This is a genomic window from Mycobacterium sp. 1164985.4 (assembly GCF_001668575.1).
Lineage (GTDB): Bacteria > Actinomycetota > Actinomycetes > Mycobacteriales > Mycobacteriaceae > Mycobacterium.
Genome location: NZ_LZMD01000032.1, coordinates 16,985 through 40,727, shown reverse-complemented (window position 1 = coordinate 40,727; position 23,743 = coordinate 16,985). Strand labels below are relative to the sequence as shown.

The 23,743-nt window shown below is 65.4% G+C and carries 22 protein-coding genes and 1 pseudogene; 11 read left to right on the top strand and 12 right to left on the bottom strand.

Features of this window, described 5'->3' with window-relative positions:
• Positions 1-4 precede the first annotated feature (4 nt).
• From A5650_RS04010 to A5650_RS03990, 5 genes are all read left to right on the top strand, one after another.
• A complete protein-coding gene (locus tag A5650_RS04010) occupies positions 5-1,252 on the top strand; it encodes an acyl-CoA dehydrogenase family protein (protein ID WP_067286502.1) in 1,248 nt (415 codons plus the stop codon).
• Positions 1,249-2,061, top strand: a complete 813-nt coding sequence (locus A5650_RS04005) for an enoyl-CoA hydratase/isomerase family protein (RefSeq protein ID WP_067286480.1) — start codon at positions 1,249-1,251, stop codon at positions 2,059-2,061. Before A5650_RS04010 ends, A5650_RS04005 begins: the two co-directional genes overlap by 4 nt.
• The gene (locus A5650_RS04000) at positions 2,058-2,858 is read left to right on the top strand and encodes an enoyl-CoA hydratase/isomerase family protein (RefSeq protein ID WP_067286478.1); all 801 of its coding nucleotides are present in this window, start codon (positions 2,058-2,060) and stop codon (positions 2,856-2,858) included. The genes A5650_RS04005 and A5650_RS04000 overlap by 4 nt, the downstream gene beginning before the upstream one ends.
• Positions 2,855-4,300, top strand: coding sequence for a class I adenylate-forming enzyme family protein (locus A5650_RS03995; RefSeq protein ID WP_067286476.1), 1,446 nt, complete (start codon positions 2,855-2,857; stop codon positions 4,298-4,300). Before A5650_RS04000 ends, A5650_RS03995 begins: the two co-directional genes overlap by 4 nt.
• A 270-nt stretch (positions 4,301-4,570) precedes the next feature.
• Positions 4,571-5,755, top strand: coding sequence for an amidohydrolase family protein (locus A5650_RS03990; RefSeq protein ID WP_082950600.1), 1,185 nt, complete (start codon positions 4,571-4,573; stop codon positions 5,753-5,755).
• A 42-nt stretch (positions 5,756-5,797) separates the two neighbouring features.
• On the opposite strand, the gene A5650_RS03985 is transcribed toward A5650_RS03990, so the two are convergent.
• Genes A5650_RS03985 through A5650_RS03965 form a run of 5 tightly spaced genes read right to left on the bottom strand, consistent with a single transcriptional unit; the run spans position 5,798 to position 9,608 of the window.
• Positions 5,798-6,349: a nuclear transport factor 2-like protein gene (locus A5650_RS03985; protein WP_067286474.1), complete on the bottom strand. Its 552-nt coding sequence runs from the start codon at positions 6,347-6,349 to the stop codon at positions 5,798-5,800.
• 13 nt (positions 6,350-6,362) lie between these two features.
• Positions 6,363-7,319 (bottom strand): LLM class flavin-dependent oxidoreductase, encoded by a 957-nt coding sequence (locus A5650_RS03980; RefSeq protein WP_067286473.1) that lies wholly within the window; start codon positions 7,317-7,319, stop codon positions 6,363-6,365.
• Positions 7,320-7,327: 8 nt separating this feature from the next.
• Positions 7,328-8,161 carry an SDR family NAD(P)-dependent oxidoreductase gene (locus A5650_RS03975; RefSeq protein WP_231745092.1) on the bottom strand — a complete coding sequence of 278 codons (834 nt, stop codon included), beginning with the start codon at positions 8,159-8,161 and terminating at the stop codon, positions 7,328-7,330.
• The gene (locus A5650_RS03970) at positions 8,158-8,559 is read right to left on the bottom strand and encodes a nuclear transport factor 2 family protein (protein WP_067286472.1); all 402 of its coding nucleotides are present in this window, start codon (positions 8,557-8,559) and stop codon (positions 8,158-8,160) included. The genes A5650_RS03975 and A5650_RS03970 overlap by 4 nt, the downstream gene beginning before the upstream one ends.
• The gene (locus tag A5650_RS03965; RefSeq protein ID WP_064404853.1) at positions 8,556-9,608 is read right to left on the bottom strand and encodes a zinc-binding dehydrogenase; all 1,053 of its coding nucleotides are present in this window, start codon (positions 9,606-9,608) and stop codon (positions 8,556-8,558) included. The genes A5650_RS03970 and A5650_RS03965 overlap by 4 nt, the downstream gene beginning before the upstream one ends.
• Positions 9,609-9,704: 96 nt before the next feature.
• On the opposite strand from A5650_RS03965, the gene A5650_RS03960 reads away from it, so the two are divergent.
• Positions 9,705-10,592: an IclR family transcriptional regulator gene (locus tag A5650_RS03960; protein ID WP_067286471.1), complete on the top strand. Its 888-nt coding sequence runs from the start codon at positions 9,705-9,707 to the stop codon at positions 10,590-10,592.
• On the opposite strand, the pseudogene A5650_RS03955 reads toward A5650_RS03960, so the two are convergent.
• The 4 genes and pseudogenes from A5650_RS03955 to A5650_RS03940 all read right to left on the bottom strand — a co-directional run.
• Positions 10,555-11,118 (bottom strand): annotated as a pseudogene (locus A5650_RS03955) (class I adenylate-forming enzyme family protein); the annotation flags it as partial. The gene A5650_RS03960 and the pseudogene A5650_RS03955 sit on opposite strands and share 38 nt — an antisense overlap.
• A gap of 161 nt (positions 11,119-11,279) precedes the next feature.
• Positions 11,280-12,479: an acyl-CoA dehydrogenase family protein gene (locus A5650_RS03950; protein ID WP_067286470.1), complete on the bottom strand. Its 1,200-nt coding sequence runs from the start codon at positions 12,477-12,479 to the stop codon at positions 11,280-11,282.
• A complete protein-coding gene (locus tag A5650_RS03945; protein WP_067286469.1) occupies positions 12,476-13,450 on the bottom strand; it encodes an acyl-CoA dehydrogenase family protein in 975 nt (324 codons plus the stop codon). Before A5650_RS03945 ends, A5650_RS03950 begins: the two co-directional genes overlap by 4 nt.
• Before the next feature lie 6 nt (positions 13,451-13,456).
• Positions 13,457-14,650, bottom strand: a complete 1,194-nt coding sequence (locus A5650_RS03940; protein WP_067286468.1) for an amidohydrolase family protein — start codon at positions 14,648-14,650, stop codon at positions 13,457-13,459.
• Between the two features lie 202 nt (positions 14,651-14,852).
• Here A5650_RS03940 and A5650_RS03935 point away from each other — a divergent pair, with 202 nt between their 5' ends.
• Positions 14,853-15,971, top strand: a complete 1,119-nt coding sequence (locus A5650_RS03935) for an acyl-CoA dehydrogenase family protein (RefSeq protein WP_067286466.1) — start codon at positions 14,853-14,855, stop codon at positions 15,969-15,971.
• A gap of 14 nt (positions 15,972-15,985) precedes the next feature.
• Positions 15,986-16,882, top strand: a complete 897-nt coding sequence (locus tag A5650_RS03930; protein WP_067286464.1) for a TIGR03619 family F420-dependent LLM class oxidoreductase — start codon at positions 15,986-15,988, stop codon at positions 16,880-16,882.
• Here A5650_RS03930 and A5650_RS03925 read toward each other — a convergent pair.
• The gene (locus tag A5650_RS03925; protein ID WP_067286462.1) at positions 16,872-17,309 is read right to left on the bottom strand and encodes a nuclear transport factor 2 family protein; all 438 of its coding nucleotides are present in this window, start codon (positions 17,307-17,309) and stop codon (positions 16,872-16,874) included. The genes A5650_RS03930 and A5650_RS03925 overlap by 11 nt on opposite strands.
• Positions 17,310-17,360: 51 nt before the next feature.
• On the opposite strand from A5650_RS03925, the gene A5650_RS03920 reads away from it, so the two are divergent.
• The 3 genes from A5650_RS03920 to A5650_RS03910 all read left to right on the top strand — a co-directional run bounded on the left by A5650_RS03920 (position 17,361) and on the right by A5650_RS03910 (position 19,749).
• A complete protein-coding gene (locus A5650_RS03920; protein WP_067286460.1) occupies positions 17,361-17,993 on the top strand; it encodes a cysteine hydrolase family protein in 633 nt (210 codons plus the stop codon).
• Positions 17,994-18,082: 89 nt separating this feature from the next.
• Positions 18,083-19,279: an amidohydrolase family protein gene (locus tag A5650_RS03915; RefSeq protein ID WP_067286458.1), complete on the top strand. Its 1,197-nt coding sequence runs from the start codon at positions 18,083-18,085 to the stop codon at positions 19,277-19,279.
• On the top strand, positions 19,276-19,749 hold the full coding sequence (locus A5650_RS03910) for a MaoC family dehydratase (RefSeq protein ID WP_067286457.1): 474 nt from the start codon (positions 19,276-19,278) through the stop codon (positions 19,747-19,749). The genes A5650_RS03915 and A5650_RS03910 overlap by 4 nt, the downstream gene beginning before the upstream one ends.
• A gap of 5 nt (positions 19,750-19,754) precedes the next feature.
• Here A5650_RS03910 and A5650_RS03905 read toward each other — a convergent pair whose 3' ends face one another.
• Together A5650_RS03905 and A5650_RS03900 are read right to left on the bottom strand one after the other, a co-directional pair.
• Positions 19,755-22,118 carry a CaiB/BaiF CoA transferase family protein gene (locus A5650_RS03905; protein WP_067286498.1) on the bottom strand — a complete coding sequence of 788 codons (2,364 nt, stop codon included), beginning with the start codon at positions 22,116-22,118 and terminating at the stop codon, positions 19,755-19,757.
• A gap of 127 nt (positions 22,119-22,245) precedes the next feature.
• Positions 22,246-23,703, bottom strand: coding sequence for an aldehyde dehydrogenase family protein (locus tag A5650_RS03900; protein ID WP_067286456.1), 1,458 nt, complete (start codon positions 23,701-23,703; stop codon positions 22,246-22,248).
• Positions 23,704-23,743: the final 40 nt, after the last annotated feature.

The following is a 23,743-nucleotide window of genomic DNA, read 5'->3' as shown; positions in this document are numbered from 1 at the left end:
GAGCATGACGCCACTACCGATCACCGAGGACACCCCCGTCGACGACGCCATCGAGGTGGTGCGGCAGTGGGTCGAGGCGGAGGTGCCGGCCCAATGGCGCGCAGCGGCGGCCGAGGGCCCCGCCGCCCTGAGAGCCGCGCGGAGCCCCGCCGATTACCGGCGGTGGTACCCGACCTTCGCCCGAAGCGGCCTGGTGGCGCCGACCTGGCGCCCCGAACACGGCGGCCTCGGTGTAGGCAACGACGTGGCTCGCGCCCTCGATAGCGTGCTCGCGCCGCTGCGGCTGACCCGGCTCAATCCGTTGGGCCTCAACAACGCCGCCGCTGCGCTCTTCAGCCATGGCACCGAAGAGCAGCGGCGGCGCTTTCTACCGCCCATCGTCCGAAACGAGGAGAGGTGGTGTCAGCTGTTCAGCGAGCCCGGCGCGGGTTCCGACCTCGCCTCGCTGGCGACCCGGGCGGTGCGTGACGGCGACGACTGGGTGATCTCCGGTCAGAAGGTGTGGACCACCTGGGCGGACGAAGCGGACTTCGCGATCCTGCTCGCCCGCACCGATCCTGATCAGCCGAAACACCAAGGCATCACTTACTTCCTGCTCGACATGAATCAATCCGGCGTCGAGGTGCGGCCGCTGCGCCAGATCACCGGTGAGGCGGAGTTCAACGAGGTCTTCCTCGACGGCGCGCGGGTACCGGACGCCCACCGGGTCGGAGAAGTCAACGACGGATGGCGGGTCAGCGCCTCCACCCTGTCGAGTGAACGCCAGATGGTGTCGGGCTCCGGATCGGGGGGCATGGGCAGGCTCGGCGGGTCCAGTGCGGAGCGACTGATCTCACTGGCCAGGGAAACCGGCCGATGGGACGACCCCGTGATACGCAACAAGATCATGCGGCTCTGGGCTCAAGAACAGATCCGGGGATGGACCAACGCCCGTGTCCGCGCGGCACTCTCGGCCGGCCAATCCCCCGGTGCTGCTTCCTCGATCGGCAAGGTTCACCAGGCCACGCTCAACCAGCAGATCCAGGACCTGATGGTCGACCTGTTGGGCACCGCCGCAGTGGCGTGGCCCGCCACCGACGACCCGGATGCGATGCCCCGCGAGGTGCAGGGCATGATGCGCAGCCTCGCCAACGGCACCGAGGGTGGCACGACCGACATCAACAAGAACATCCTCGGCGAGCGTGTACTCGGGTTACCCAAGGAGCCGGATCCGTGGAAAGGGAAACCCTGGAAGGAGATTCCGCGCTCTTGACCGAATATGAGCGGTTGATCGTCGACAAGTCGGACGGCATCGGGTGGCTCGTGCTGAATCGGCCCGAGGCAGGCAATGCGTTCGACGCGTTGATGCTGGACGAACTCGAGGCCGCGTGGGCGCAGCTGGATGGCGACCCCGACGTGCACGTGATCGTCAACGTCGCGAACGGCAAGGCGTTCTGTACCGGGATGGATGTGGTCCAGGTCGCCCGCGACAAGCAAGCCATGCGACGTCATTCGCGCCGCACGCGCGACGCCGAGCTGAAGATCTCCTCGTGGCACTGCGGTGTCTGGAAGCCGGTGATCGCCGCGGTGAACGGGGTGTGCGCGGGCGGTGGTCTGCATCTGGTCGCCGACGCGGACATCGTCATCGCTGCGGAGGAGGCGACATTCGTCGACCCGCATGTCTCGGTGGGGCAGGCGGTCGCCTACGAGGCGATCACCCTGCTGCGGAAGTCGCCGATGGAGGCCATCACCCGAATGACGTTGAGCGGCAAGGGTGAGCGGATCTCGGTCCAGCGCGCATACGAGTTGGGCATCGTCTCGCAGGTTGTAGCGGCCGGTGAGCTACGGGCGGCGGCGGCCGAGTTGGCGGCCGCGGTCGCGAGCAACTCGCCCACCGCCATGCGGGCGACTAAGAAGGCGTTGTGGCACTCCCTGGAAGTCGGGCTGTCGGAGGCCAAGGCCGCGGCCACAGAGGGGATCTGGCGATTGCGGAACCACCCCGACCACGCCGAGGGAGTACGGGCCTGGCGGGAAAAGCGCCCGGCTGACTGGCAACCGCTCGAACTGGTGGAGGCTTCGTGAGCTATCAGAGGTTGATCGTCGAACGGCGCGGCCCCGTCGGCTGGATCATCAACAACCGGCCCGATCGACTCAACGCGTACGACGCGCTGATGCGCAAGGAATTCCCCGCTGCATGGGCCGAGTTGGATGCCGACCCCGAGGTGCGGGTGATCGTACACACCGGCAACGGCAGGGCCTTTCAGGTCGGCGCCGACGTGGACGATCTCGATGGTGAGGGGATCAAGCAGTACCAGGAGACCATGCAGACGCTGGACCTGAACCTGACCGGCTGGCACTGCAATGTGGGCAAGCCCGTGATCACCGCGGTCAACGGGGTGTGCGCCGGGGGCGGACTGCACTGGGTCGCCGACGCCGACATCGTCATCGCGGCGTCGGACGCCACATTCGTCGACCCGCACGTATCCATCGGTCAGGTCAGCGCCCTGGAGACGATCGCGCTGATGCGCAAGATGCCCGCCGAGGCGGTGTTACGGATGGCGCTGGTCGGCAGCCACGAACGACTCACCGCGCAGCGCGCATATGAGCTCGGCATGATCAGCCAGATCGTCGATCCCCCCGACAAGCTTCGCGATGTCGCACAAGAGCTCGCCGAGAAGGTCGCCAGAAACTCACCCGCCGCCATGCGGGCCACCAAACGCGCGCTCTGGGGAGCGCTCGAGCACGGCCTGACCGACGCTTGCCGTGAGGGGGCCAAGCACCTGACGTCGATGTGGGGCCATCCTGACCAGGACGAAGGCCCGAAAGCTTTCGCCGACAAGCGAACACCACGCTGGCTGCCCCTGGAGCCGGACTCGTGAGCCTCTCCGACCTGCTGGACGATCTGCCGGACGTCGCGGTACACACCCTCGCGGTCGATGTGTCTCGGGCCGACCTGACCGCCAGTGCAAACCGCCTGGCCGCGGTTCTCGCCGAAGGTGGGTTGATGACCGGTCAGGTGGTCGCGGCGATGCTGCCCAACGATGCCACCACGGTCGCGGCGCTGTTCGGTGTCTGGCGTTCCGGTGGTGTCTACACACCGCTCAACCCCAGGGCCGCCGACGCTGAGGTGGCCGCCCAGCTCGGAACCCTCGAACCGGTCGCGGTGATCACGACACCCGAACTGGCCCATCGCTTCTCGGAGTTCGCGTTGCCGGTCGTCACCGGATCGAGCTTGGCCTGGTCACTGGCGCCGCACTCCACCCCGGCCGACGACGCCCGGCGGTACGACGCCGATGTGGCGCTGTTGCAGTTCACGTCGGGGACGACCGGTCCGCCGAAGCCGGTGCCGCTGCGCCACTCCACGGTCCTGGACCTCATCGACCGGTTGCTGGAGAAACTTCGCGGGTCGAAGCGTGGCCCCCGGAACACGGCGCCGATGCCGAACCTGGTGCCGCTCTCACTGTCTTTGTGGGCGGGTATCTACCAGGTGCTGTTCGCTTTTCGCGCGGGCTCCGGTGTCGTGTTGATGGACAAGTTCTCGGCCGCGGACTTCGCAGCGCTGGTGAAGCGCCACCAACTGCGATCCACGGTCCTGCCGCCCGCCGCGTTGACGATGGTGCTCCACGACGATTCGGTCACCGACCTGTCCCCCCTGAAGATCGTCCGCTCCATCACCGCTCCCCTGTCCCCGGTCCACGCGGCCCGCTTCCGCGACAAGTTCGGTGTGCTCGTACTGAATTCCTACGGCCAAACCGAACTTGGTGGCGAGGTCGTCGGATGGTCGGCCGCCGACGCTCGCGAATGGGGGGAGACGAAACTCGGCTCCGTCGGACGCCCGCTTCCGGGCATCGACGTCACGATCGCCGACGACGAGGTCATGGTCCGCACACCAACGACGGCGGCCCGCAAGATCGACCCCGCGTTCCTCGACAGGCTCACCGACGACGGGTGGTTTCACACCGGCGACCTCGGTTGGTTCGACGACGACGGATTCCTGTGGCTCGACGGGCGCGTATCGGACATGATCAACCGCGGCGGACTCAAGGTGTTCCCCGGAACCGTCGAAGAGGTGCTCCTGGCCGCCGCCCGCGTACGCGAGGCGGCTGTGGTCGGAGTTCCCGACGAACGACTCGGCGAGGTTCCGTGGGCTTTTGTCGTGCGCGCCGACGACCGCGTCGGCGAGGATGAACTGATCACGTGGTGTCGCGAGCGCCTGACCCCCTACCGGGTCCCCGTGCGGGTGGTCTTCGTCGAGCGGCTGCCGCGCAACGACGTCGGCAAGGTCGTCAAGCGCGAACTTCTCACCCTCGCCGACGCGTAACCCGATGCCGGCAGGGCCGACCGGCGCCCATCTTGACTGCATCGGAAATACTTCTTCTCGTTTGTGAGAATGGTGTTACTTTCGGTCGGCATCGTGCTTTTCGCGGACGAAGTAGCCATCGATGGCGCGCTACGTCACCGGTCAGACGCTCGGCGTCGACGGCGGCCACTACACGAATCTCTAGGGCCTGGTCTCATCGGACATCGAGGGCCTCCTCGCCGCCGCATACTGCCGTTTGCTATCTTGAGAATCACAATTCTCACGTTGGAGGTGCTGGTGGAGGACTCAAGCGCATTCGAAGTCTGGGATGCCGACAACCACATGTACGAGACCATCGACGCCTACACGCGCTACCTGCCCGAGAAGTACTCCGAGGCGCTGAAGTTCGTCGATGTCAAGGGACGCAAGAAGCTGCAGATCCTCGGTGTCATCACCGAGACCATCCCGAACCCGACCTATGAGGTGATCCCCACGCCCGGCGCGTGGGCCGACTACTTCCGCGGCATCAATCCAGAAGGCAAGACACTGAGGGAGCTGGCCGAGCCCATCCGGTGTCCCGACGAGTTCCGCCGCCCCGATCTGCGGCTGGCGTTGATGGACCGTCAGGGCGTCGACGGCGCCGTGATGTTTCCTACCACCGCCGGCATGCTCGAGGAGCGGACGAAATCCGATACCGAGCTGACGCATGCGGTGACGCACGCCTTCAACCGCTGGCTGCTCGAGGACTGGACGTTCAACTACCAGAACCGGATCTTCCCCGTCCCGGCCATCTCGCTCAACGACCCGGCGCTGGGTGTCAAAGAGCTCGAATGGTGCCTGGACAACGGTGCGAGGACGGTACTGATCCGTCCCGCCCCGGTTCCGCGCGAAGACGGGACGTCGCGCTCGGCCGCTCTGCCCGAGTTCGATGACTTCTGGCGACTGGTCGAGTCGTCGGGCATCTCGGTGCAGATGCACAATTCGGACTCCGGTTATGAGCGCTACATCGACGACTGGGAGAACCCGGCGGAATTCAACGGATTCGCGCTGAGCAAGCTGCGTGGCTTCATCTATGAGGAGAGCCGGAATATCTTCGACACGCTCGCAGCCTTCATCGCTCACGGCGTGTTCGAGCGCTTTCCCGGGGTACGCATCGGGGTGATCGAGAACGGGGGCTCCTGGGCGCACCGCTTGTTGGACGTCTTCGACCGCGTCTATCACAAGCGGCCGTACGACTTCAGCGAGCACCCCAGCGACGTCTTCCGCAGACATGTTTGGGTGAACCCGTTCCATGAGGAGGACATGTCTCACCTCATCGACATCCTCGGCGCCGACCGCGTGATGTTCGGTTCGGACTACCCGCATCCAGAGGGCCTCGCCGAACCGGCGGATTTCGTCAAGGAACTCGAGGGTCTGCCCGCCGAGACCACCGCCCGGGTGATGGGCGGCAACCTCAAACAACTGATCGGTGTCTAGCCGAGTCCGCCGACCACTGACAGCCGTCAGCTGGCTAGGGCATCAGCCCTCGACAGCGCCCTCACGCAGAAAGTTCACGGTGTATTGCTGGCTCGTCAAGCCCTTCGCTTCGAGTCCGACGAGCGAAAGCAACTGCTCCCACTTGTCGGGGTCGACGAACCAGTCCCAACGGGTCACCTTGCCATCCTCATTGACCCAGATGTAGTCCCACTCCCGCAGTTCCAACACCGTCCCGTCGGCGAGCGTCCCCGCGTAGGTGTCGCAGGACGAGAAGCCCCAGTGTCCGGCGATACATTCGAACGGGCTGACGAGGTGATAGTCCGGCATGTGCTTCCACCACATGCGCCATTCCGCGGTGAGCATGTCGCCGTCGGGCGTGTACTTGGCCATGGCCGCCGCCACCTCGTCAGAGAACATCTCGGCTGCCGACTGGCGGGCGCCATCGTTGAAATGTGGACTCATCATCACGTAATCGGTTGCAAAGACGAACTTCTCACCGAAATTCACGTGGCGGCCGCGGTCGATGGGTTTGGCATAACCCTCCCATTTCTGGAAGGCAATCTCTTCGTTGAATGCTACGCGATCGCTGCTCATGTCTTCCTCTTCACTAGCCCAGCTCGGCGAATGTCTTCAAATACGGCCACGCGATCGCCGGGGGTATCCCCCCGCAAAGCGGATTGATGTTGAACACCTCGCCTGCGGCGAGGCGCTTGCGTGCTTCGGCTACCGACAGGATCACGTGAGAAGTCGATTCGTGTCGCAACTCTTCGACGGTCTTGGCGGTGGTGATATTCGCCGAGACGTTGTTGTCGGGATTCCATTCCGAATACGCCATCGCATCGTGGAGAAGGTACTTGCCGATCTCATCCCAGGCGGCGTCGACATCGTCGGCGACAAAACAGTTGGTGGCGGCGTTGCGTTCGGGGATCAACGTGAATCCTGGCTCGAACCCGCTGTCGCGGCATGCCTTCTCGTAGGCCTCCTGCATACCGGGTACCCCGCCGTTGGCAAGTAGCCCGAGACCGTTCCGCCCGGCGCGCCGAGCGGCAGCAAGGCTGGCCCCACCCCAGCTCATCATGGGACCATCCGGTGTGCGAGGTCGTGGTGTCACCTTCATCCGGCGACCCTCGTACTCGATTTCCTCACCGGCCAACAAACGGCGCAACATGCCGAGTTTCTGGTCCGCGATCTTTCCACGCTCGGACAACGACAGGCCGAAATGCTCATACTCCTGCGCGCGGTAGCCGATTCCGAACACATAGGTGGCCCGTCCGCCGCTGATGTGGTCCAGTACCGACATGTCCTCGGCCAGGCGTGCCACGTCATAGAAGGGAAGGAGAATCACTAAGTTCAGCATGAGCTGCTTGGTCCGGGCGGCGATCGCCGAACCCAGCAGCAAGGGCGACGGTAGATAACCGTCGTCGGCACAATGATGTTCGCACAACACCGCCGCTACGCAGCCTTGAGTTTCCGCCCATTCCGCCATGTCGCATGCTGCGGCGTACAACTCCGTCGGCGGGGCCCCGATCGACGGCGCGCGCATGTCGAAGCGAAGAGTGAACATCTCGGTGGCTAACTTCCCTCGCGGTCGTCGGTACCCATGACTTCGGCGGACATCTGCATGATCAATCGGACCACCTCGTTGCGAGACATGGACTTGAAGAGCTCAAAGGCCATCCGGACGTCATCGCCGGTGGCAATCGTCGGTCCGTTGCCAAGGTTGGCGAATGCCTCGTCGACGACGCTTGCGGCAGTGACCGCGCCCTCGGGAACCTCGTCGATGGACGCCAGGCGCCCGCGCTCGAACTCCAGCTTCCGCAGCGCCGGGGTATCTGTCATGCCGAGGACCAGTCCGAGCACATCGACACCCTTGTCGTGCAATTCCACCCACAAGCCCTCGGTGAACACCATGTCGAAGGCTTTGGTTGCGCCGTAAGCCACCATGTTTCGGCCACCCGCCAGTGCCGCACCCGACGTGAAGTTCACGATGCCACCCCTCCCCCGCTCGACCATCTGGCCTGCGAAGTGGTGACACAACCGCATCAACACCAGGCAATTGCGTTGCAACAGGTCTTCGGCTGCGGACACCGGATTGACAAGGAAGGGCTGGTAATTCGGATCACCGCCGGCGCAGTACACGAGCATGCCTATCTCGAGGTCATCGGTCGCCTCGATGACTCTTTGTGAAGCGTCAGGCTCGGTGAGGTCGACGGCGACTGTCCGCGTCTCGGCGTTGCTGCGCTCGCGGATTCCCTTGGCGACCTCGTCGAGCAAGTGCTGGCGACGGGCCACGAGCGTGACATTCACGCCCTCGCTCGCGAGACGCTCTGCGAACAGAGCACCGACACCGTCGGATGCGCCGACCAGCAGTGCCCACGGCCCATACTTCGCGGCGATGTCGGTCACGGTGCCGGCACCGCCGCCAGGCGAACGGACGTGTAGGAGCGACGGGCGATCCGCCAACCGTCCGCGGTCCATACGGCCTGGTCGTCGTAGTACCCGACAGGATTCGCACCCGATCCGTCCTCGAGGAGGATCAAGGCGTCGACATACGTACGCATCGTGGCCGTGTCGCCGTCGATGTCGACGGCCTGATTGGACACGCGGTGCATGGTGTGGGCCGCCATGACGTGCGCCGCCGCCATGAACTCGGCGACCGCGGCGCCGCCCGTCCATTGACCGACCTCGCCGTAGTCCACCTGCGCGTCGTCGGTGAAAACTTGGGTCAGCAGCGAGTACTGCTCCGTGTCGATCGCGGTCGCGTAGCGAATCGTCAGCTCGACGAGCTCGTCTCGATCACTCATATGCCGTCCCCGTTCGGGTGCACGATGATTCGCGGCGGCCCGTCGGATCTGCGCGCCTCGTCGAGTGCGCTGGGCACGTCATCAAGGCCGATGATTCTGCCGACGCTGGGCATCGGGTCGAGGCGTCCGTCGACGACCGCATCGAGTACGCCGTACCAGTCCTCCGGCATCGGCCCACCGCCGAAACGCAACGTCAATCCCTGGCGGGTTGCTTCGGTGATGTCCAGTGTGTCCCCCGTATACCAACCGCCTGCGCAATAGATGCGGGTGTAGAAGTCCGCCTCCGTGACGAGTGAGTTGATGAGGCCCGGGGCTCCTACGCATTCGAACACCACCGCCGTTCCGGACATGTGGTGTTGCCGGCGCACGTCGCGGAAGACGTCGAACACAGACTGTTCGGCAGGATCGTGCAGGACGTGTGCGCCGAATCCGGAGCGCGCCAGTTCGCGGCGGTCCGCGTTGTAGTCGGAGACGATGATCGGCTCGATACCGCGAGCAGACAGCGCCGCGACCGCCGACAGGCCGATGGCGCCAGCACCGACGACGATCGGAATCTCCCCGGGTTGAACGTCGGCGACACGCACGTAGTACTCACCGACAGCGAAAGCGTCGACGAGGGCGATTGCGTCACTGGACACGGACCCGTTGATGACCCTCGCGGTCGCCTCCGACACCACGAGAAGTTCACCAAAGCTGCCCTGCGCCTCGGGATGCTGGCCGATGATGCGCAGACCACCGGTTCCGCCGTCCACCAACCGGATAGGCATAGAGGTCACCCGGGATCCGATCGGAAACGCGTCACCACAGCCGGGACCGTGTCCGATGACCTCGCCGACGAATTCGTGGCCCATGACGATGTCGCGGTCGGCGTCGTACAGCGATCGACCCGTCGGATCGTCGATGGCGAGTTCTGGATGGTCCATGAAATGGACATCGGACGCGCAGATTGCGGTGCTCAGCGTCTTCAACAGCAGGTCGTTCGGACCCGGGACTGGGTCGGCCGTCTCACGAACGGTCAATTCGCCGGCACGCAATACGACTGCACGCAATGGACGCAACCTTCGTCGGCTGATAATCTCGAATATTCGAGATTATTTCTTCGTATTTCAGAATCACCGTAAGATCCGGCCGAAAAGGAGTCAAGGGTGCAGGGGGCCGGTTCAGCTCCGACCGAGCGGGTGCTCGACATCATCGAGATCCTCAGCCGCACTGATGCTCGTGGAATGCGGTTCACCGACGTCGTGCGACGACTCGACCTTTCCCAGGGGACCGCTCACGCCATCCTCACGAGCCTTCAGAACCGCGGGTGGGTCACCCGCGATCCCGTGACCAAAGAGTTCTATCTCGGTCCAGCGATGGCCCTCATCGCGTCCCGCCTGGACGCCGCGCGTCCGACCGCTGCGGTCGCACGCGATGCCATCCGGCGCCTCGCCGAAAAGACCGGCATGGCGGCCTCTGTCGTCGAGCGCATCGGCGACGACCTGGTTATCACCGCGTTCGAAAATCCGTCGGATTCACCGCCGGCGGCGCTTCCGAACGATCGGATCCCGTACACGCCGCCGTTCGGCATTGCCTGTGCGGCCTGGGATTCCGCAGCCGAACAGGAGGCATGGGTGCAACGCGGCGCCGCGGGGGATGCGTCTCTGGCCGACCGCCTACGCGCGGCGTTGACGCATACCCGCGGCCTGGGTTACGACGTCGACTGGATGACTCCGGCACTCGCGGAGGCGGTGCACGCCATCGGCACGCTGCCGGATGACTCCGTGCCGGGCAATCTGCGGTCGGTTGTCGACCAGCTTCGCGTCGAGTTCATCGCCACCAAGATGGTGCCCGATGAAAACCTGCGCGGCGCGCATTCGGTCGCGACGATCTCGGCTCCCGTGCTCGACTCGAACTCCCGAGTGCGACTGATCTTGGGTGTGCACCCGCTACGTCAGATGACCATCCGCGAAACCCGCAACGCGGCCGAGCCGCTGCTGCAGGAGATCGCACGCATCAGCGAGGAGCGAAGCGCGCACGCAACTCGTTCTTGAGAACCTTGCCCGTGAGATTGCGTGGGAGTTCGTCGACGACCTCGAGCCGCTCCGGTGACTTGTGTTTACTCAAACCCAAGTCCTGACAGTGCTTTGCGAGATCGGACAGCGTGACGTCAGTGGTGGCCACCACGACCGCGCACACCCGTTCGCCGGTGCGCGGATCCGGCACCCCGATGACCGCGACGTCGTCGACGGCGGGATGGCTGGCCAACACGCCCTCGATCTCGAGTGCGGAGATGTTCTCCGCGTTGCGGATGATGGCGTCCTTGATGCGCCCGGTGATCGCGACGTTGCCGTCGCGGTCGATCCGGCCTCGGTCACCGGTGCGGAACCAGCCGTCGGCGTCGAAGGCGTCGGCGTCCAGCGACGCATCGACGTAGCCGAGGAAGCACTGCGGCCCCTTGAGTCGCAATTCTCCTTCCTCGCCCACCCCCACCTCGCTCTCGTTCTCGTCGACCACGCGTATCGAGACCCCCGGCACCGGCCGTCCGACGGTGTGGTCGAGAACCTCCGGTGCCACGGTGCCTCTGGTGACCCCACGTTCGAACAACGCGGCGGCGGTGCGTTCCGCCGCATCGTGCAACTGGCTGTTGGTCAGGCTGCGACCGTAGTCATCGACGAGTACGACGCGGGCCGGGTGGTTCTGGGCCGCCGCGTGGATCAAACCCCAATAAGTCTGCGCCATCAGTGAGTCGGCAGCAGGAGGCGTCTTTTGGCCAGGATGTTGCGCATCAGTTCAGAGCTGCCCCCGGACACGGTGTATGCACGGGACCACAGCCAGCATTCTTTCAGACGCTGTTTGGCGAGCGCCACAGCCGGATCGGCGGCGACGGTGCAGACCATCGTCGAGAGCTGCGCGCCGTAGGCCGAAACCCGGTGATACGTCTCGGCGAAGCTGAGCTTGGCGATCGAACCGTCGCCCGTCTGCTCGGCGCCGGCCACCAGCCGTTCGACATGGTCGTCGATGAAGGCTTTCGCGACCTCGACCTCGACCGCCAACTCCGCAACCTGGTGCCGGATATCGGCGTGTTGCAGTGCCGGCATGTCGTCGATCCGACCGTGACGGGCCACCGTGACCAGATCGTCGATGAGAAGTTCGAGCAGGATGACGTTGCCGCCGATGCCGAACCGTTCAAAGTCCAGGCCCGCCATGATGATCGACCAGCCCTGGCCGGGCTGCCCGATCAGGCTGTCGGGAGGGATCGCCACATCATCGAAGAAGACCTCGTTGACCTCGATCGCCTCGTTGATCGTGCGGATCGGCCGGATCTGGATGCCCCGTGAGGCCAACGGCACGATGAACGCGGACAGCCCGTGATGACGCGACGAGGTCGGGTCGGTGCGGACCAGGGCCAAGCCCATGTCGGCCCAGTGCCCGTCGGTGATCCACGTCTTCTGCCCGTCGATCACCCAGGACCCGTCGGGCCGTTGCGTGCCCTTACAGCGCACGGCAGCGATATCGCTGCCCGCATCGGGCTCGCTGAGGAGCTGGCACCAAACATGCTCGCTGCTCCGGATCGGCGGCAGCAGTGTGGATTTCTGCTCATCGGAACCGAAATGCAGCAGCACGTGGGCCGCCAGGTTGACCTGATCGACGGGGCGCGGAGCGCGGGCACGCAGAATCTCCTCGGAGACGATCCGATCGTGCAGGGGATGGTGATCGGCCCGGCCGCCGTACTCGACGGGCCAGTCCGCGCCGACGAATCCCGCGTCGAACAGCGAGGCGAACCATGTGCGCAGCAGTACCTCTTGCTCGCCGGTCTCCGGCGCCCGGTGTCCCTCTCGGGCCTCGAATGGCGGTGCGTGTTCAGCGATGTGTGCCCGGACGCGGTCTCGGAACTCGGCAAGCTCGGCCTCGGTGGGCCGGGTCCGCGGGGCGCTCACCAGCCGGCCCTGTCGGCGAACAGGGCGCGGCTGGAACGCGGCGTCCCGAGCAGGCACGCGTTCGTGAACACTCGGCGCAGTTCATGATGCAGCGGGTATTCCCAGGTGAATCCGATGCCGCCCGAAAGTTGCATGCACTCGTCGACGGCCGCCGTGGTGTTCGCCGCGATGAAGGAATGCGCAACGACGGACAGAGTGACCGCATCGCTCGTGGCGCCGTCGGCGGACAGCGCGCGGGCGGCCTTGGTGATGACTGCGCGGGCCTTGGCCTCGAACACCAACAGCTCGACCAAACGGTGTTGTACCGCTTGGAAACTCGCGATCGGCGCACCGAAGGCGATTCGGTCCTTGAGATAGGTCACCAGCCGCTCGAAGGTGGCCGACAGTGCGCCGAGCGAATCCGCACTCAGCAGGATCCTGGCCAGAGCGAGTAGTTGCTCCGCTCGCTCGGATCCACCGATGGTCTTGTTCTGCGCTCCGGAGAGTTCGACACGCCATACAGGCCGGTTGACGTCCAACAACTCTTCGTCGACTTCCCGCCGCAGGGTGTTTGCCGCCTCGAACAGCTGAATTCCGTTGGCACCGAACGTGACAATGATGTCCACCGAGTCGGCGCCCGACACCCGCGTGACATCAGCGGCCAGGGCGCAGGCCGCCGCAGCCGTCCCGTCGAGCATGGCGGGCACCCACCGGTCACGTATCTCGGGCGGCGCCGAACCCAACGCCGCAGCAGCGATGACGCTGCCGAGCCAGTGTGTCGAGCTTCCCGACCGTCCGAGTTCCTCGGCGATGACCGTAGTCTCCACCGGGCGCCACCCGCTGCCGCCGAGATCCTCGTCGACCAGCAGTCCCATCCAGTCCATCGCGGCGAGGTCTTTGAGGGAGTCGTGCGTTCCGCACCCGGCCAGGAAGTCGCGCGCCGCGCCACGTACCAGTTCGATGTCGATCGAGTCGTCGACCTCGGGGTCCACCGGTGGTCAGCTCCGCAGCAGCAGCTGTTCGGCGTTGTCGCGCATGATGCGTCGCTTCGCGGCGTCGTCGAGCGGGTCGAGGAGCTTGAGAAAGTCCGCCGGTTCGGCCAGCCCCTCGGCGTGCGGGAAATCCGACCCCATCACCAGCACGTCATCGAAACCCAGGCTGGTGACGATGCCCGGGACGTCGTCCTCGGGGTACGGCACGACGCGGACGTGCTTCCGGAAGATCGTCGACGGCCGCTCGGTCAGCTTGCCTCCGATCCACGGGCCGTTGCGGCCCATGCCGCGGCTCTTGTCCATGTGCTTGAGGAAGAACGGCACCCACTCGGCGCCGTGCTCGGCGACCAACACGTTGAGCTTCGGGAAGCGGCCGAACAGATTGTCGAAGATCAACGCGGAGAGTGTGTCCTCGATCGGCCGCTGACCGTAGATGTTCATCCACTGCCACGCCGACATGTGCCAGGACGCAGGGTCCGGATTGTGCCCCCAGGCAGGCGAGATCGCATTGAAGTACCAGAACGGCATGATGTGGTACACCAGCACGCAGCCGGCCTCCTGCAGCCGGGCGTACACCGGGTCGAAATACGGATCGCCCGGCGACCGCCCGTAGGCGGGCCCGGTCGGCAGCATCACGAACTTCGCACCCTCCGCGATGATCGCCTCGGTCTCGGCGATCGCCGAATCGAGGTCGCGCAGGGACAACAGCGCAGTCGCGTAGATGCGGCCCTCGAAGTCGAAGCCCCACTCGTCGTCGATCCAGCGGTTGAACGACCGCAGATTCGCGTACAGCGCCGCTGTGTCGTCGACGTAGTGTTCAGCGGCCAGGGCCATTCCGCTCGGATAGATCACCATCCGCTCGACGTTCTGCTTGGCCATCACCGCGAGCCGCGCGGAACGTTCGATGTACTCCGGCTGCATGGGCTGTGGCTCGTAGGACTCCTCGGGGTTGCCCGAGCCCATCTGGCGCAGCATCTCCTTGAGCGAACCGGGGCGATACGCCACGTCAAGGCCGAGGCCGCCTTCGCTGTTGAACGTCGCGACGCGGTGACCGGCGAGTATCACCTCCACACCGTCAGCCCCGCGCACCGTCGTGATGGCTCGGTCCTTGAACTCTTCGGGTAGGTATCGGGTGAAAGCGTCGCGCGTCTCATAGCAGTGCGTGTCGCAGTCGAAAATGCCGTAATCAATGGTCGTCACCGCGCCGCTCCTTCGTGCGAGAATGCTTATTCTCTCTTTCAGGAAAAGATACTATCCTCGATCGGTAATGCCTATCCGGGGTTGTCTCGATCGAGTACCGCCTACGTCGGACCCATCGCCGCGGCGATGGCTAGCGCGCCAGTGCGGAAGGAAAACATGACTGCAGCAACGGTATTCGCCGTCGTCGCAGTGGGAGGTCCGTATGTCCACGGATGAGGCGGTCGATCACCGCGACCTGCGCGAGGCGGTTCGCGATTTCCTCACCGCCAGGTCGCCGAGCAGCGCCGTCCGGACCGCAATGGATTCTGCGCAGGGCTACGACGAGCGGGTATGGCGGGAGTTGACCGCCGACCTCGGCCTGGCCGCGATCGCGGTGCCCGAGGAGTTCGGGGGTGCGGACGCGGGCCTGCCCGAACTCGCGGTCGTCTTCGAAGAGATGGGCGCGGCCCTGCTGTGCGCCCCGTTCTTGTCCACCGTGGCGCTCGCGATCCCCACGCTGCTCGCCAGCGGTGACGCGTCCGCGATGCGCGAGTACCTACCCGCGCTCGTCGACGGGTCGAGGACCGCCACCGTGATCTTCAACGGGAGCCTCGATCCATGGGACCCCGACGCCGTGACGCTGTCGGCACACAGCGACGGTCCCTCTTATCTGCTCCACGGGAACGCCGCGCTTGTCCTCGACGGTCATACGGCGAATACCGTTCTGGTAGCGGCGAATACCGCCGCCGGCGCATCGTTGTTCGCAGTGGAGGGAGACGCCGACGGCCTCAGCCGCGAGCCATTGACGACGCTCGATCGGACGCGAAAGATCGCGAAATTGGACTTCGAAGCCGTCCCCGCGCGGCTCATCGGGACCGACGGCGGCGCCGCGCCCGCCCTCGAGCGCGCACACCGAGTCGCGGTCATCGCGCTGGCCGCCGAACAGCTCGGAGCGGCGCAGCGGTGCCTCGACATGGCCGTGGGCTACGCCAACGAACGCATCCAATTCGGCCGTACCATCGGCAGCTTTCAGGCGGTCAAACATCGCTGCGCGGACATGCTCGTGCTGGTCGAGGGGGCGCGATCGGCCGTGCGGCACGCCGCCAATCTGCCCGAGGGTGAGGAGCAGGCGGTCGCGGCTTCGGTGGCCAAGATGGCCTGTTCGGAAGCGTTTCTCCAGGTGGCGCTGGACAACATGCGGATCCACGGCGGCATCGGGTTCACCTGGGAGCACGACGCGCACCTCTACGTCCGTCGCGCGAAAGCCACCCAGCTGATCTTCGGCACTCCCGACTACCACGCACAACGCCTGGCAGATCTCGTCACATCATCAAGCCACTAGCCGGAAGGACGACCGTGACCGTTTCGTATTCGCTTGAACTCCCCACTCAGCGGGTGGAGGAGGCATCGGAATTCGTCAACGCCGAAGCGATCGCCGAGATAGCGCGCGCCGCCGAGTCCAGCGGGTTCGCCGCTGTGCACGTCACCGATCACCCGGCGCCCGACGCGAAGTGGCTCGACCACGGCGGCCACCACGCCCTCGATCCGTTCGTCGCGTTATCGTTCGCCGCTGCGGCCACCAGCGACGTGAAGCTGCTGACCAATGTCTACATCGCCGCCTATCGCAACCCCTTCCTGGGCGCGAAGTCAATTCAGAGCCTCGCCGTCCTGTCCGGCGGCCGCCTCATCCTCGGCACGGCGGCCGGGTATCTGAAACCGGAGTTCAAGGCGCTCGGAATTGATTTCGACGCTCGGGGTGCGCTGCTGGACGAGGCGCTCGACGTCCTGAGCCGTGTGATGACCGGTGATGACGTCGCTTACGAAGGGTCGTCGTTCGCCGCGCGCGGGGTGCGTCTGCGACCGGTGCCTGCCGCCCCGCCCATCTGGGTGGGGGGCAACAGCAAGCCCGCTGTGCGTCGCGCGGTGTCTCGCGCCCAGGGGTGGGCGCCGTTCAACACCTTCGGCTACGCGGCGGCGTCACGAACCGCGGAGATCTCCTCCCTCGAGGACCTCGAGGCCGCAATCGTGTGGGCCAAGAAATACGCTGCTGAAGTCGGTCGAACCGAGCCGCTGGACATCTGTTTCTCGGCGGGGAACCTGCTCGACGACACCAAGTCCACCGACGAACGGCACGCCACCATCGCGAAGCTCGAAGCCATGGGCGTGACATGGTTGACCATCGCCCCACAGGGCGCCGACCGCGCCGAGGTGATCGATCGCGCGCGGGCGTTCGCCAAGGAGTTCATCGCATAAGGCTTCCCGTTGCGAAGCCGTCGACGCTGATGCGCCGGTGCGCGAACAGCCATCGGCCGTCGCGGGGCACCAGGACGTCCCGGTACCGGCCCCAGTGGTCGAGCCCGATGTCGGTGTGCACGGCGAAATAGCTGCTCACTTCGACGCGATCGCGCGCCACCTGCCCGAACCGGATACTCGATACATGGTGGCGGACGTGTGACACCACTGGCCGCGCGGTATCCGGCTCCCCGGCCATGACGGCGCCCAGACCCGCTTCGATCGCCTCTGGGCCCTTCAGCGGCTCGTCACCACCGCTGAAGTCGAGTACGCCGTCGGGTTCGAAGCACCGCGCCAGCGCACGGAGATCGAACCGATCCGTGGCTGCGGTGTAGTCGGATAGCGTCTGCCGAACCGACTCTCGAACTTCGAGCTCCCAGCTGTCCATTTTGCCTCCGATGTAAACACAAGTTGCCGCTGCACGATAACGTGTGTTCTCATGCCGCAACCACGTCTGCAAGACCTCCTCAATCCCGCCACGACCGCGCTGGTCACTCAGGAGTGCCAGGGCGGAGTGATCGGCCCGCAAGCCGGCCTGCCGATGCTCGCAGAAGAGGCACGCCGCGAGGCGATCCCGAACATCGCGCGACTGCTCGATGCGGCCCGCGCTGCGGGGGTGACGGTGGTGCACTGCCTGATCCAGAAGCGCCCCGACAACCGCGGTTCGAACACCAACGCCAGGCTCTTCATGGCGGGTAAGTCCTTCGCCGCAGACCTGACCCCCGGAAGCCCGGGTGCCTCGGTGCTGCCGGAGCTGAATCAGGCCCCTAGCGACATCGTCCTCACCCGCCTGCATGGCGTCGGGCCCATGACCGGCACTGACCTGGACTCGGTCCTTCGTAACCTGGATATCAAAACCATTGTGGGTGTCGGTGTTTCGGTCAACGTCGCGATCCCGAACTTCGTGATGGACGCCGTCAACCGGAGTTACCAGTTCGTGCTGCCGCGCGACGCGGTGAGCGGGTATCCGCGGGAGTACGCGCAGTCGGTCATCGACAACTCATTGGCGCTGCTCGCGACGGTGACCACGACGGATGACGTCGTTCAAGCCTGGAAGGGAATCGGCACCTGAGCCGATATGGATGTCGCCAATGCATGGTGATAACGTCGTTCTCACTAGCCGTAAATGATCATATTCGCTGCTCTTAGGAGGTCGGCCACATGCCTTCCCGGTCCCTGCCGTACCCGGTCTTCGACATTGACAACCACATGTACGAGACGACCGACGCTCTCACCAAGTATCTGCCGAAGCAGCACCGCGGCAAGGTCGGCTACGTCGAGGTCAACGGGCGGCCCAAGTTGGTCGTGAAGGACCACATCAGCCATATGATCCCCAACCCCACGTTCGAACGCGTCGCTCGCCCGGGCAGTGCGGAGGACTACTTCCTCGGCAACAACCCCGATGGGCTGAACTTCCGCGAGTTCGTCGGGGAGCCAATGGATGTCATCCCGGCCTTCCAGGCGCCCGCACCCCGGCTCGAGCTGATGGACGAACTCGGCATCGACCAGTGCGTCATGTATCCCACGCTGGCCAGCCTCATCGAGGAACGCACTACCGACGACGTCGTCCTGACCCATGCGATCATCCACGCCCTCAACGAGTGGATGCATGAACACTGGACCTTCAACTACCAAGACCGGATCTTCGCCACGCCGGTGATCTGCCTGCCGCTGGTCGACGAGGCCGTCAAGGAGTTCCGCTGGTGTCTCGAGCGCGGCATGAAGACGTTTCTCGTGCGGCCTGCCCCGGTGCCGAGCCGGTTCGGGGGTTCGCGCTCGATGGGCCTGCCGGAGTTCGACCCGTTCTGGCAGGAGGTCGTCGACGCAGGCATTCCCGTGACGTTCCACGCGGCAGACAGCGGCTACCAGAAGCACCTCATGGAATGGGAGGGCGGCGACGAGTACCTTTCCTTCAAGCCCAGCGCACTGCGCGAGGTGGTGATGGGCTTCCGGGCGATGGAGGACACGCTGGCCGCGCTGATCTGCCACGGTGCGCTCTCGCGCTTCCCCGACCTGAAGGTCCTCGTGGTCGAGAACGGCAGCGGGTGGGTGCGAAACCTTCTGCGCCTGTTGGACAAGGCGTACCGGACGATGCCCAAGGAGTTCGACGAGCATCCTGTCGAGGTGTTCAAGCGCAACGTCTACATCCACCCGTTCCTCGAGGACGACATCAAGGGGATCGTCGAGATCATGGGTGAGGACCACGTGATGTTCGGCTCGGACTTTCCACACCCCGAGGGCATCGGCGATCCGCTGAGCTTCGTCGACCGACTGGAGGGTTTGTCGGATTCCGCTAAGGCGAAGATCATGGGCGGCAACGCCATCGAGCAACTCGGCCTCCAAAAGGTCCCGGCGTGACGCAAGCGAAAGCGTCGCCGACGGAGTACAACGGGATCGCCGCCTTCGAAGAGCATGTGGGCGAGCACCTGGGGTACAGCGAATGGCGCAAGGTCACCCAGAAAGAGATCGATCTGTTCGCCGAGGCGACGGGTGACCACCAGTGGATCCACGTGGACGCTGAGAAGGCGGCGAAAGGGCCCTACGGCAGGACCATTGCCCACGGCTATCTCACACTGTCGTTGGTGCCCATCCTCGTCCAACAGATCTACAAGGTCACCGGTTTGTCGATGCAGGTGAATTACGGCGTGGACAAACTACGGTTCCCGGCGCCCGTTCCCGTCGACTCCCGCATCCGAGCGGGCGCAGAGCTGATCAAGGTGGACCGCACCGACAACGGCGCCAGGGCCACGGTGCGGGTCACCGTCGAGGTCGAAGGCTCCGACCGACCGGCCTGCGTCGTCGACACCATCGCCGCGATGGTCGACTGAAAGCATCACTCCAACAGCCGTTCGCCGATGACGCGTCGCTCGCGAAGCGCGGCGATCTCCTCTCCGGTGAGCCCGAGTGCGCCGAGGACCGCGTCGTTGTCTTGCCCCAGAGTCGGTGAGGGGGTGCGATGGTGGCGTGACGGCCCCGGCGTGATCCGGAACGGCCATCCGGGGTACCGCTGCCGACCTGCGATGCGATGGTCGAGGTCTTCATAAAACCCGCGCGCTTCGAGTTGGTCGACGTCGTACATCCGGTCCGCGGTCATCAGCCGCTGCGCCGGCACACCGCGTTGAAGCAAGGCTTCGGCGAATTCGTCGGCCGGCCGCGTGGCCGCGGACTCGGCGATCACCTCGTCGAGTTCGTCGTGATGCGCTAAGCGTGCCTCCGCCGACGCGAAGCGCGGGTCGTCGCGCAATTCAGGGCGGCCGATCGCGTCGGTCACGGCTGTCCAGTCGGTGTCGTCGCGCACCGACAGCGCCACCCAATCGTCCTCTCCGGCAGCGGGATAGACGCCTTGTGCGTAACGGCGGTGCCGATTGCCCTCGCGTTCGCGCACACGTCCCGTCAACGAATACTCGATGACGGGTTCGGCCGTCACTGCCGCGCCGACCTCGATCTGCGCGACCTCGATCAGCTGACCCTCACCGGTTCGGCGCCGGTGTTCAAGCGCTGCGAGCAGCGCCACAGAGGCATGAACGCCTGCGATCGGGTCGGCCGGACCCTGCAGGTTGCAGGGTGGTCCTTCGGCGTAGCCGGTGACCGCGGACATCCCGGCCAGCTGTTCGATGTTGAGGGCCCAGCCGACGTAGTCCCGCCACGGGCCCTCGAGGCCGAACCCGGGCATGCGCACCATGACCACACCCGGGTTGATTCGGACCAGTGAGTCGTAGTCCAACCCGAATTGCTCGACCACCCGCGGCGAGAAGTTCTCGACCACCACGTCGGCATCCGCTGCGAGTCGCAATGCCAACTCCCGGCCGGCCTCGGTACCGAGGTCGAGGGTGATGTCGCGCTTGTTGAGGTTCGTGCCCTGCCACAGCGGCCCGATCTCGTACCATTGGTCGCTGTTGCGCAGCAGCGAACCCGAATACCGATGCCCGTCGGGTCGCTGAACCGACTCCACCTTGACAACGTCCGCGCCGAACGCGCCGAGATAGCAGGTGAGATACGCACCGGCCCAGAACGTGCTGAGGTCAAACACTTTCAAACCCGCGAACGGTTGCGATGCGTCACCTTCGACGCCGGCCTTGGGCTGCTCCCGCGACTCCCACCGGGGAGTGCCCGTCATACCCAGCGTCGGCGCGGGCCGCGGCGCTTCCACTGGCGTCCGCGACAGCCGAAACGGCGCCCCCGGCCGTCGAAAGCGCGCATCCTCGGGTCCGCCGTCGACGAAGAAGCCGCGGTCGCGGTACTGCGGGCAGTCCTGAATCGAGGAGCCGTCGTAGATCGGGGCGGCCGGAATCCGCATGGCCTGACTCAGCTCGACGAGGTCGCCGACCGAAATCGAGTCCAGCCAAGGCTGCGCCTTCGCGAAGAACTCATCGCGCTCCGGCCCGCCCAACATGATCGCCAGCTGGTGTTCGCCGAATTCGGGAAGCCCCATCATCGCGCAGACATCCAGCCAGTGCTGCCCGGTCAGACAGTTGATGCCGATCCAGCCGTCGGCCGCGCGGACGATACCCAGCATCGGTGCGGCCTTCGAATTCGTCGGCAGCCCCATGCTTTTCAGCCGCTCGGCCATCAGCATCGGGTAAGGCAGCGTGCACAACAACGACTCGAACGCCGAGACATCGGCCTCCACCAACCGGCCCGGCTCGGCGTCCACGATGCACAGGGCGGTCAGCGCCGCGAGCGCCGCGTAGCCTCCCGCGATGTACTCGGGTATACGCGCTCCGGCCTGCACGGGCGGTCGGTCGAACTCCCTGACGTTCACCCACCCCGACGCCGCCTGCAGGGTCAGTGATGTCGACGGCTGGTCACGCCGGGGACCCTCCTGCCCGTAGTCCGAGATCCTCACCACCGCGAGGTCGGGGTTGATCCGCTGTAACGACTCGCGATCAAGTCCCCAGTCGAACCGCTCGGCCGACCCGGCCGGCAGATCCTCGACCAAAAGGTCGGCTGCGGAGATCAACCCGTGGGCTTGTTCGATGCCGGCAGCGGTGCCGAAATCCAGTGTCAGACCGCGCTTTCCGGCATTGAGGTACTCGAACAACCCGCCGTGCTCCTGAGTACCCTCGCGAAACGGCCCCCACGCGCGCAGCGGATCACCCGTCGGCGGCTCGATCTTGCAGACGTCGGCACCGAGATCGGACAGGAGCTTGGTGCAGTACGGTGCCGCGATGTCGCTGCCCAGTTCGACGACCCGCAGTCCGGCCAGAGCTTCGCCCGGATCGATGGTTCGCTCGCAAGCGTCGCTCACGCCTCGACTCCTCCCCGCTGCGCTCCTCGCTCCTGCGGTACTCGCTGCGATGCTCGCGCGTCGTCGCCTTCGGGACTCACGCCGGAACCCCGATCGCCTTGGGCTCCATGTAAGCACGCAATCCCATGACCCCGCCCTCACGACCGATGCCGCTCTGTTTGAAACCGCCGAAAGGCGCGTCGCCGGGGATGGTGCCATTGATCGAGACCTGGCCCGTCCTGATGCGTCGTGCGATGCCGACGGCGCGTTCGACATCGGTGCCCCACACCGCACCGCCGAGGCCGTACGCCGAGTTGTTCGCCACAGCCACCGCCTCCTCGTCGCCGTCATAGCGCAGAACGGTCAATACGGGCCCGAACACCTCCTCCTGCGCAATGTACGAGTCGGGGCTGGTGTCGGTCAGTATCGTCGGCTCGAAATAGAACCCATCCGAGCAATTTTCGGGACGGCCACCACCCGTCACCACCTTCGCGCCATCGGACTCGGCCCGTTGGACGAAGCCCTCCACCCGCTCGAGGTGCGCCCTGCTGATCAGCGGACCCATGTCCACTCCGTCGTCTGTGGGATTGCCGACCGTCACGGCGCGCGCCAGGTCGGCGAGCCGGGTGACGACCTCGTCGTGCAGCGCGGCGGGCACCACGAGCCGGCTGTTGAGGATGCACGCCTGTCCCGCATGGAGCGTGCACCCTTCGAACAACAGCTGTTTGAGCAGTTCGTCAGTGACCTCGACATCGTCGAGCAGAACCGACGCCGACTTGCCGCCGCATTCGAGCAGTATCCGTTTCATCGTCTTCGCCGCGCCCGCCATCACGTCGCGGCCGACCGCAGAGCTGCCGGTGAAGCTCACCATGTCCACCCGCGGATCCAGGGTCAGCAGCTTGCTCGCATCGATGCCGGTAGGAGTAACGACGTTGACGACTCCGGGCGGAATATCGGTCTCGTCGTTGATGATCCGGGCAAGGGCCAACCCGGCGAGCGGCGTCAGCGGTGACGGTTTCAGCACAACCGTGTTGCCGGCGGCCAGCGCCGCACCCACTTTCATCACGTTGAGAGTGTGGGGAAAATTCCACGGCGTCATGATCGCCACCACGCCGAGAGGTTCGTACCGCAACAGGGTGGTACCCGCGGCCCCCCATGCGTCCATCGGCGCCTCGGCCGGCTCGAGCGCGAGTTCGGCGGAGTGCCCCGCCATGAATGCGGGACCGTCGACGTGGATCAGCCGTTCGTTTGCTGTGCAACCCCACTCGGACTGCGCGAGCGCGTAGATCTCGTCGCCATGGGCCAGCAACGCATCGCTCAACTGCTGCAAGCACCGGGACCGCTCCTGCGGTGTGGCCGTCGCCCACGGCCCGGTGTCGAACGCGGTTCGCGCGGCGGCGATCGCCTGTTCGACCTGCGCCACCCCGGAGTCGGGAGCCGACGCGATCACGGCCTCGGTCGCCGGATCGATGACGTCGTATCGGCCGCCTTCCGGCTTCACCCAACGGCCGTTGATGTAGAGGTCGTAGTCGTCGACGAGGGTGGATGCGGCCATCAGATCACTGGACCTTCCTAGTTACTGCTGCGGGCCGTCG

Coding starts and splice junctions, on each gene's coding strand:
- A5650_RS04010 (WP_067286502.1), top strand. CDS start 5: ATGACGCCACTACCGATCACCGAGGACACCCCCGTCGACGACGCCATC.
- A5650_RS03985 (WP_067286474.1), bottom strand. CDS start 6,349: ATGAGCAGCGATCGCGTAGCATTCAACGAAGAGATTGCCTTCCAGAAA.
- A5650_RS03980 (WP_067286473.1), bottom strand. CDS start 7,319: ATGTTCACTCTTCGCTTCGACATGCGCGCGCCGTCGATCGGGGCCCCG.
- A5650_RS03970 (WP_067286472.1), bottom strand. CDS start 8,559: ATGAGTGATCGAGACGAGCTCGTCGAGCTGACGATTCGCTACGCGACC.
- A5650_RS03935 (WP_067286466.1), top strand. CDS start 14,853: ATGTCCACGGATGAGGCGGTCGATCACCGCGACCTGCGCGAGGCGGTT.
- A5650_RS03925 (WP_067286462.1), bottom strand. CDS start 17,309: ATGGACAGCTGGGAGCTCGAAGTTCGAGAGTCGGTTCGGCAGACGCTA.
- A5650_RS03920 (WP_067286460.1), top strand. CDS start 17,361: ATGCCGCAACCACGTCTGCAAGACCTCCTCAATCCCGCCACGACCGCG.
- A5650_RS03915 (WP_067286458.1), top strand. CDS start 18,083: ATGCCTTCCCGGTCCCTGCCGTACCCGGTCTTCGACATTGACAACCAC.
- A5650_RS03900 (WP_067286456.1), bottom strand. CDS start 23,703: ATGGCCGCATCCACCCTCGTCGACGACTACGACCTCTACATCAACGGC.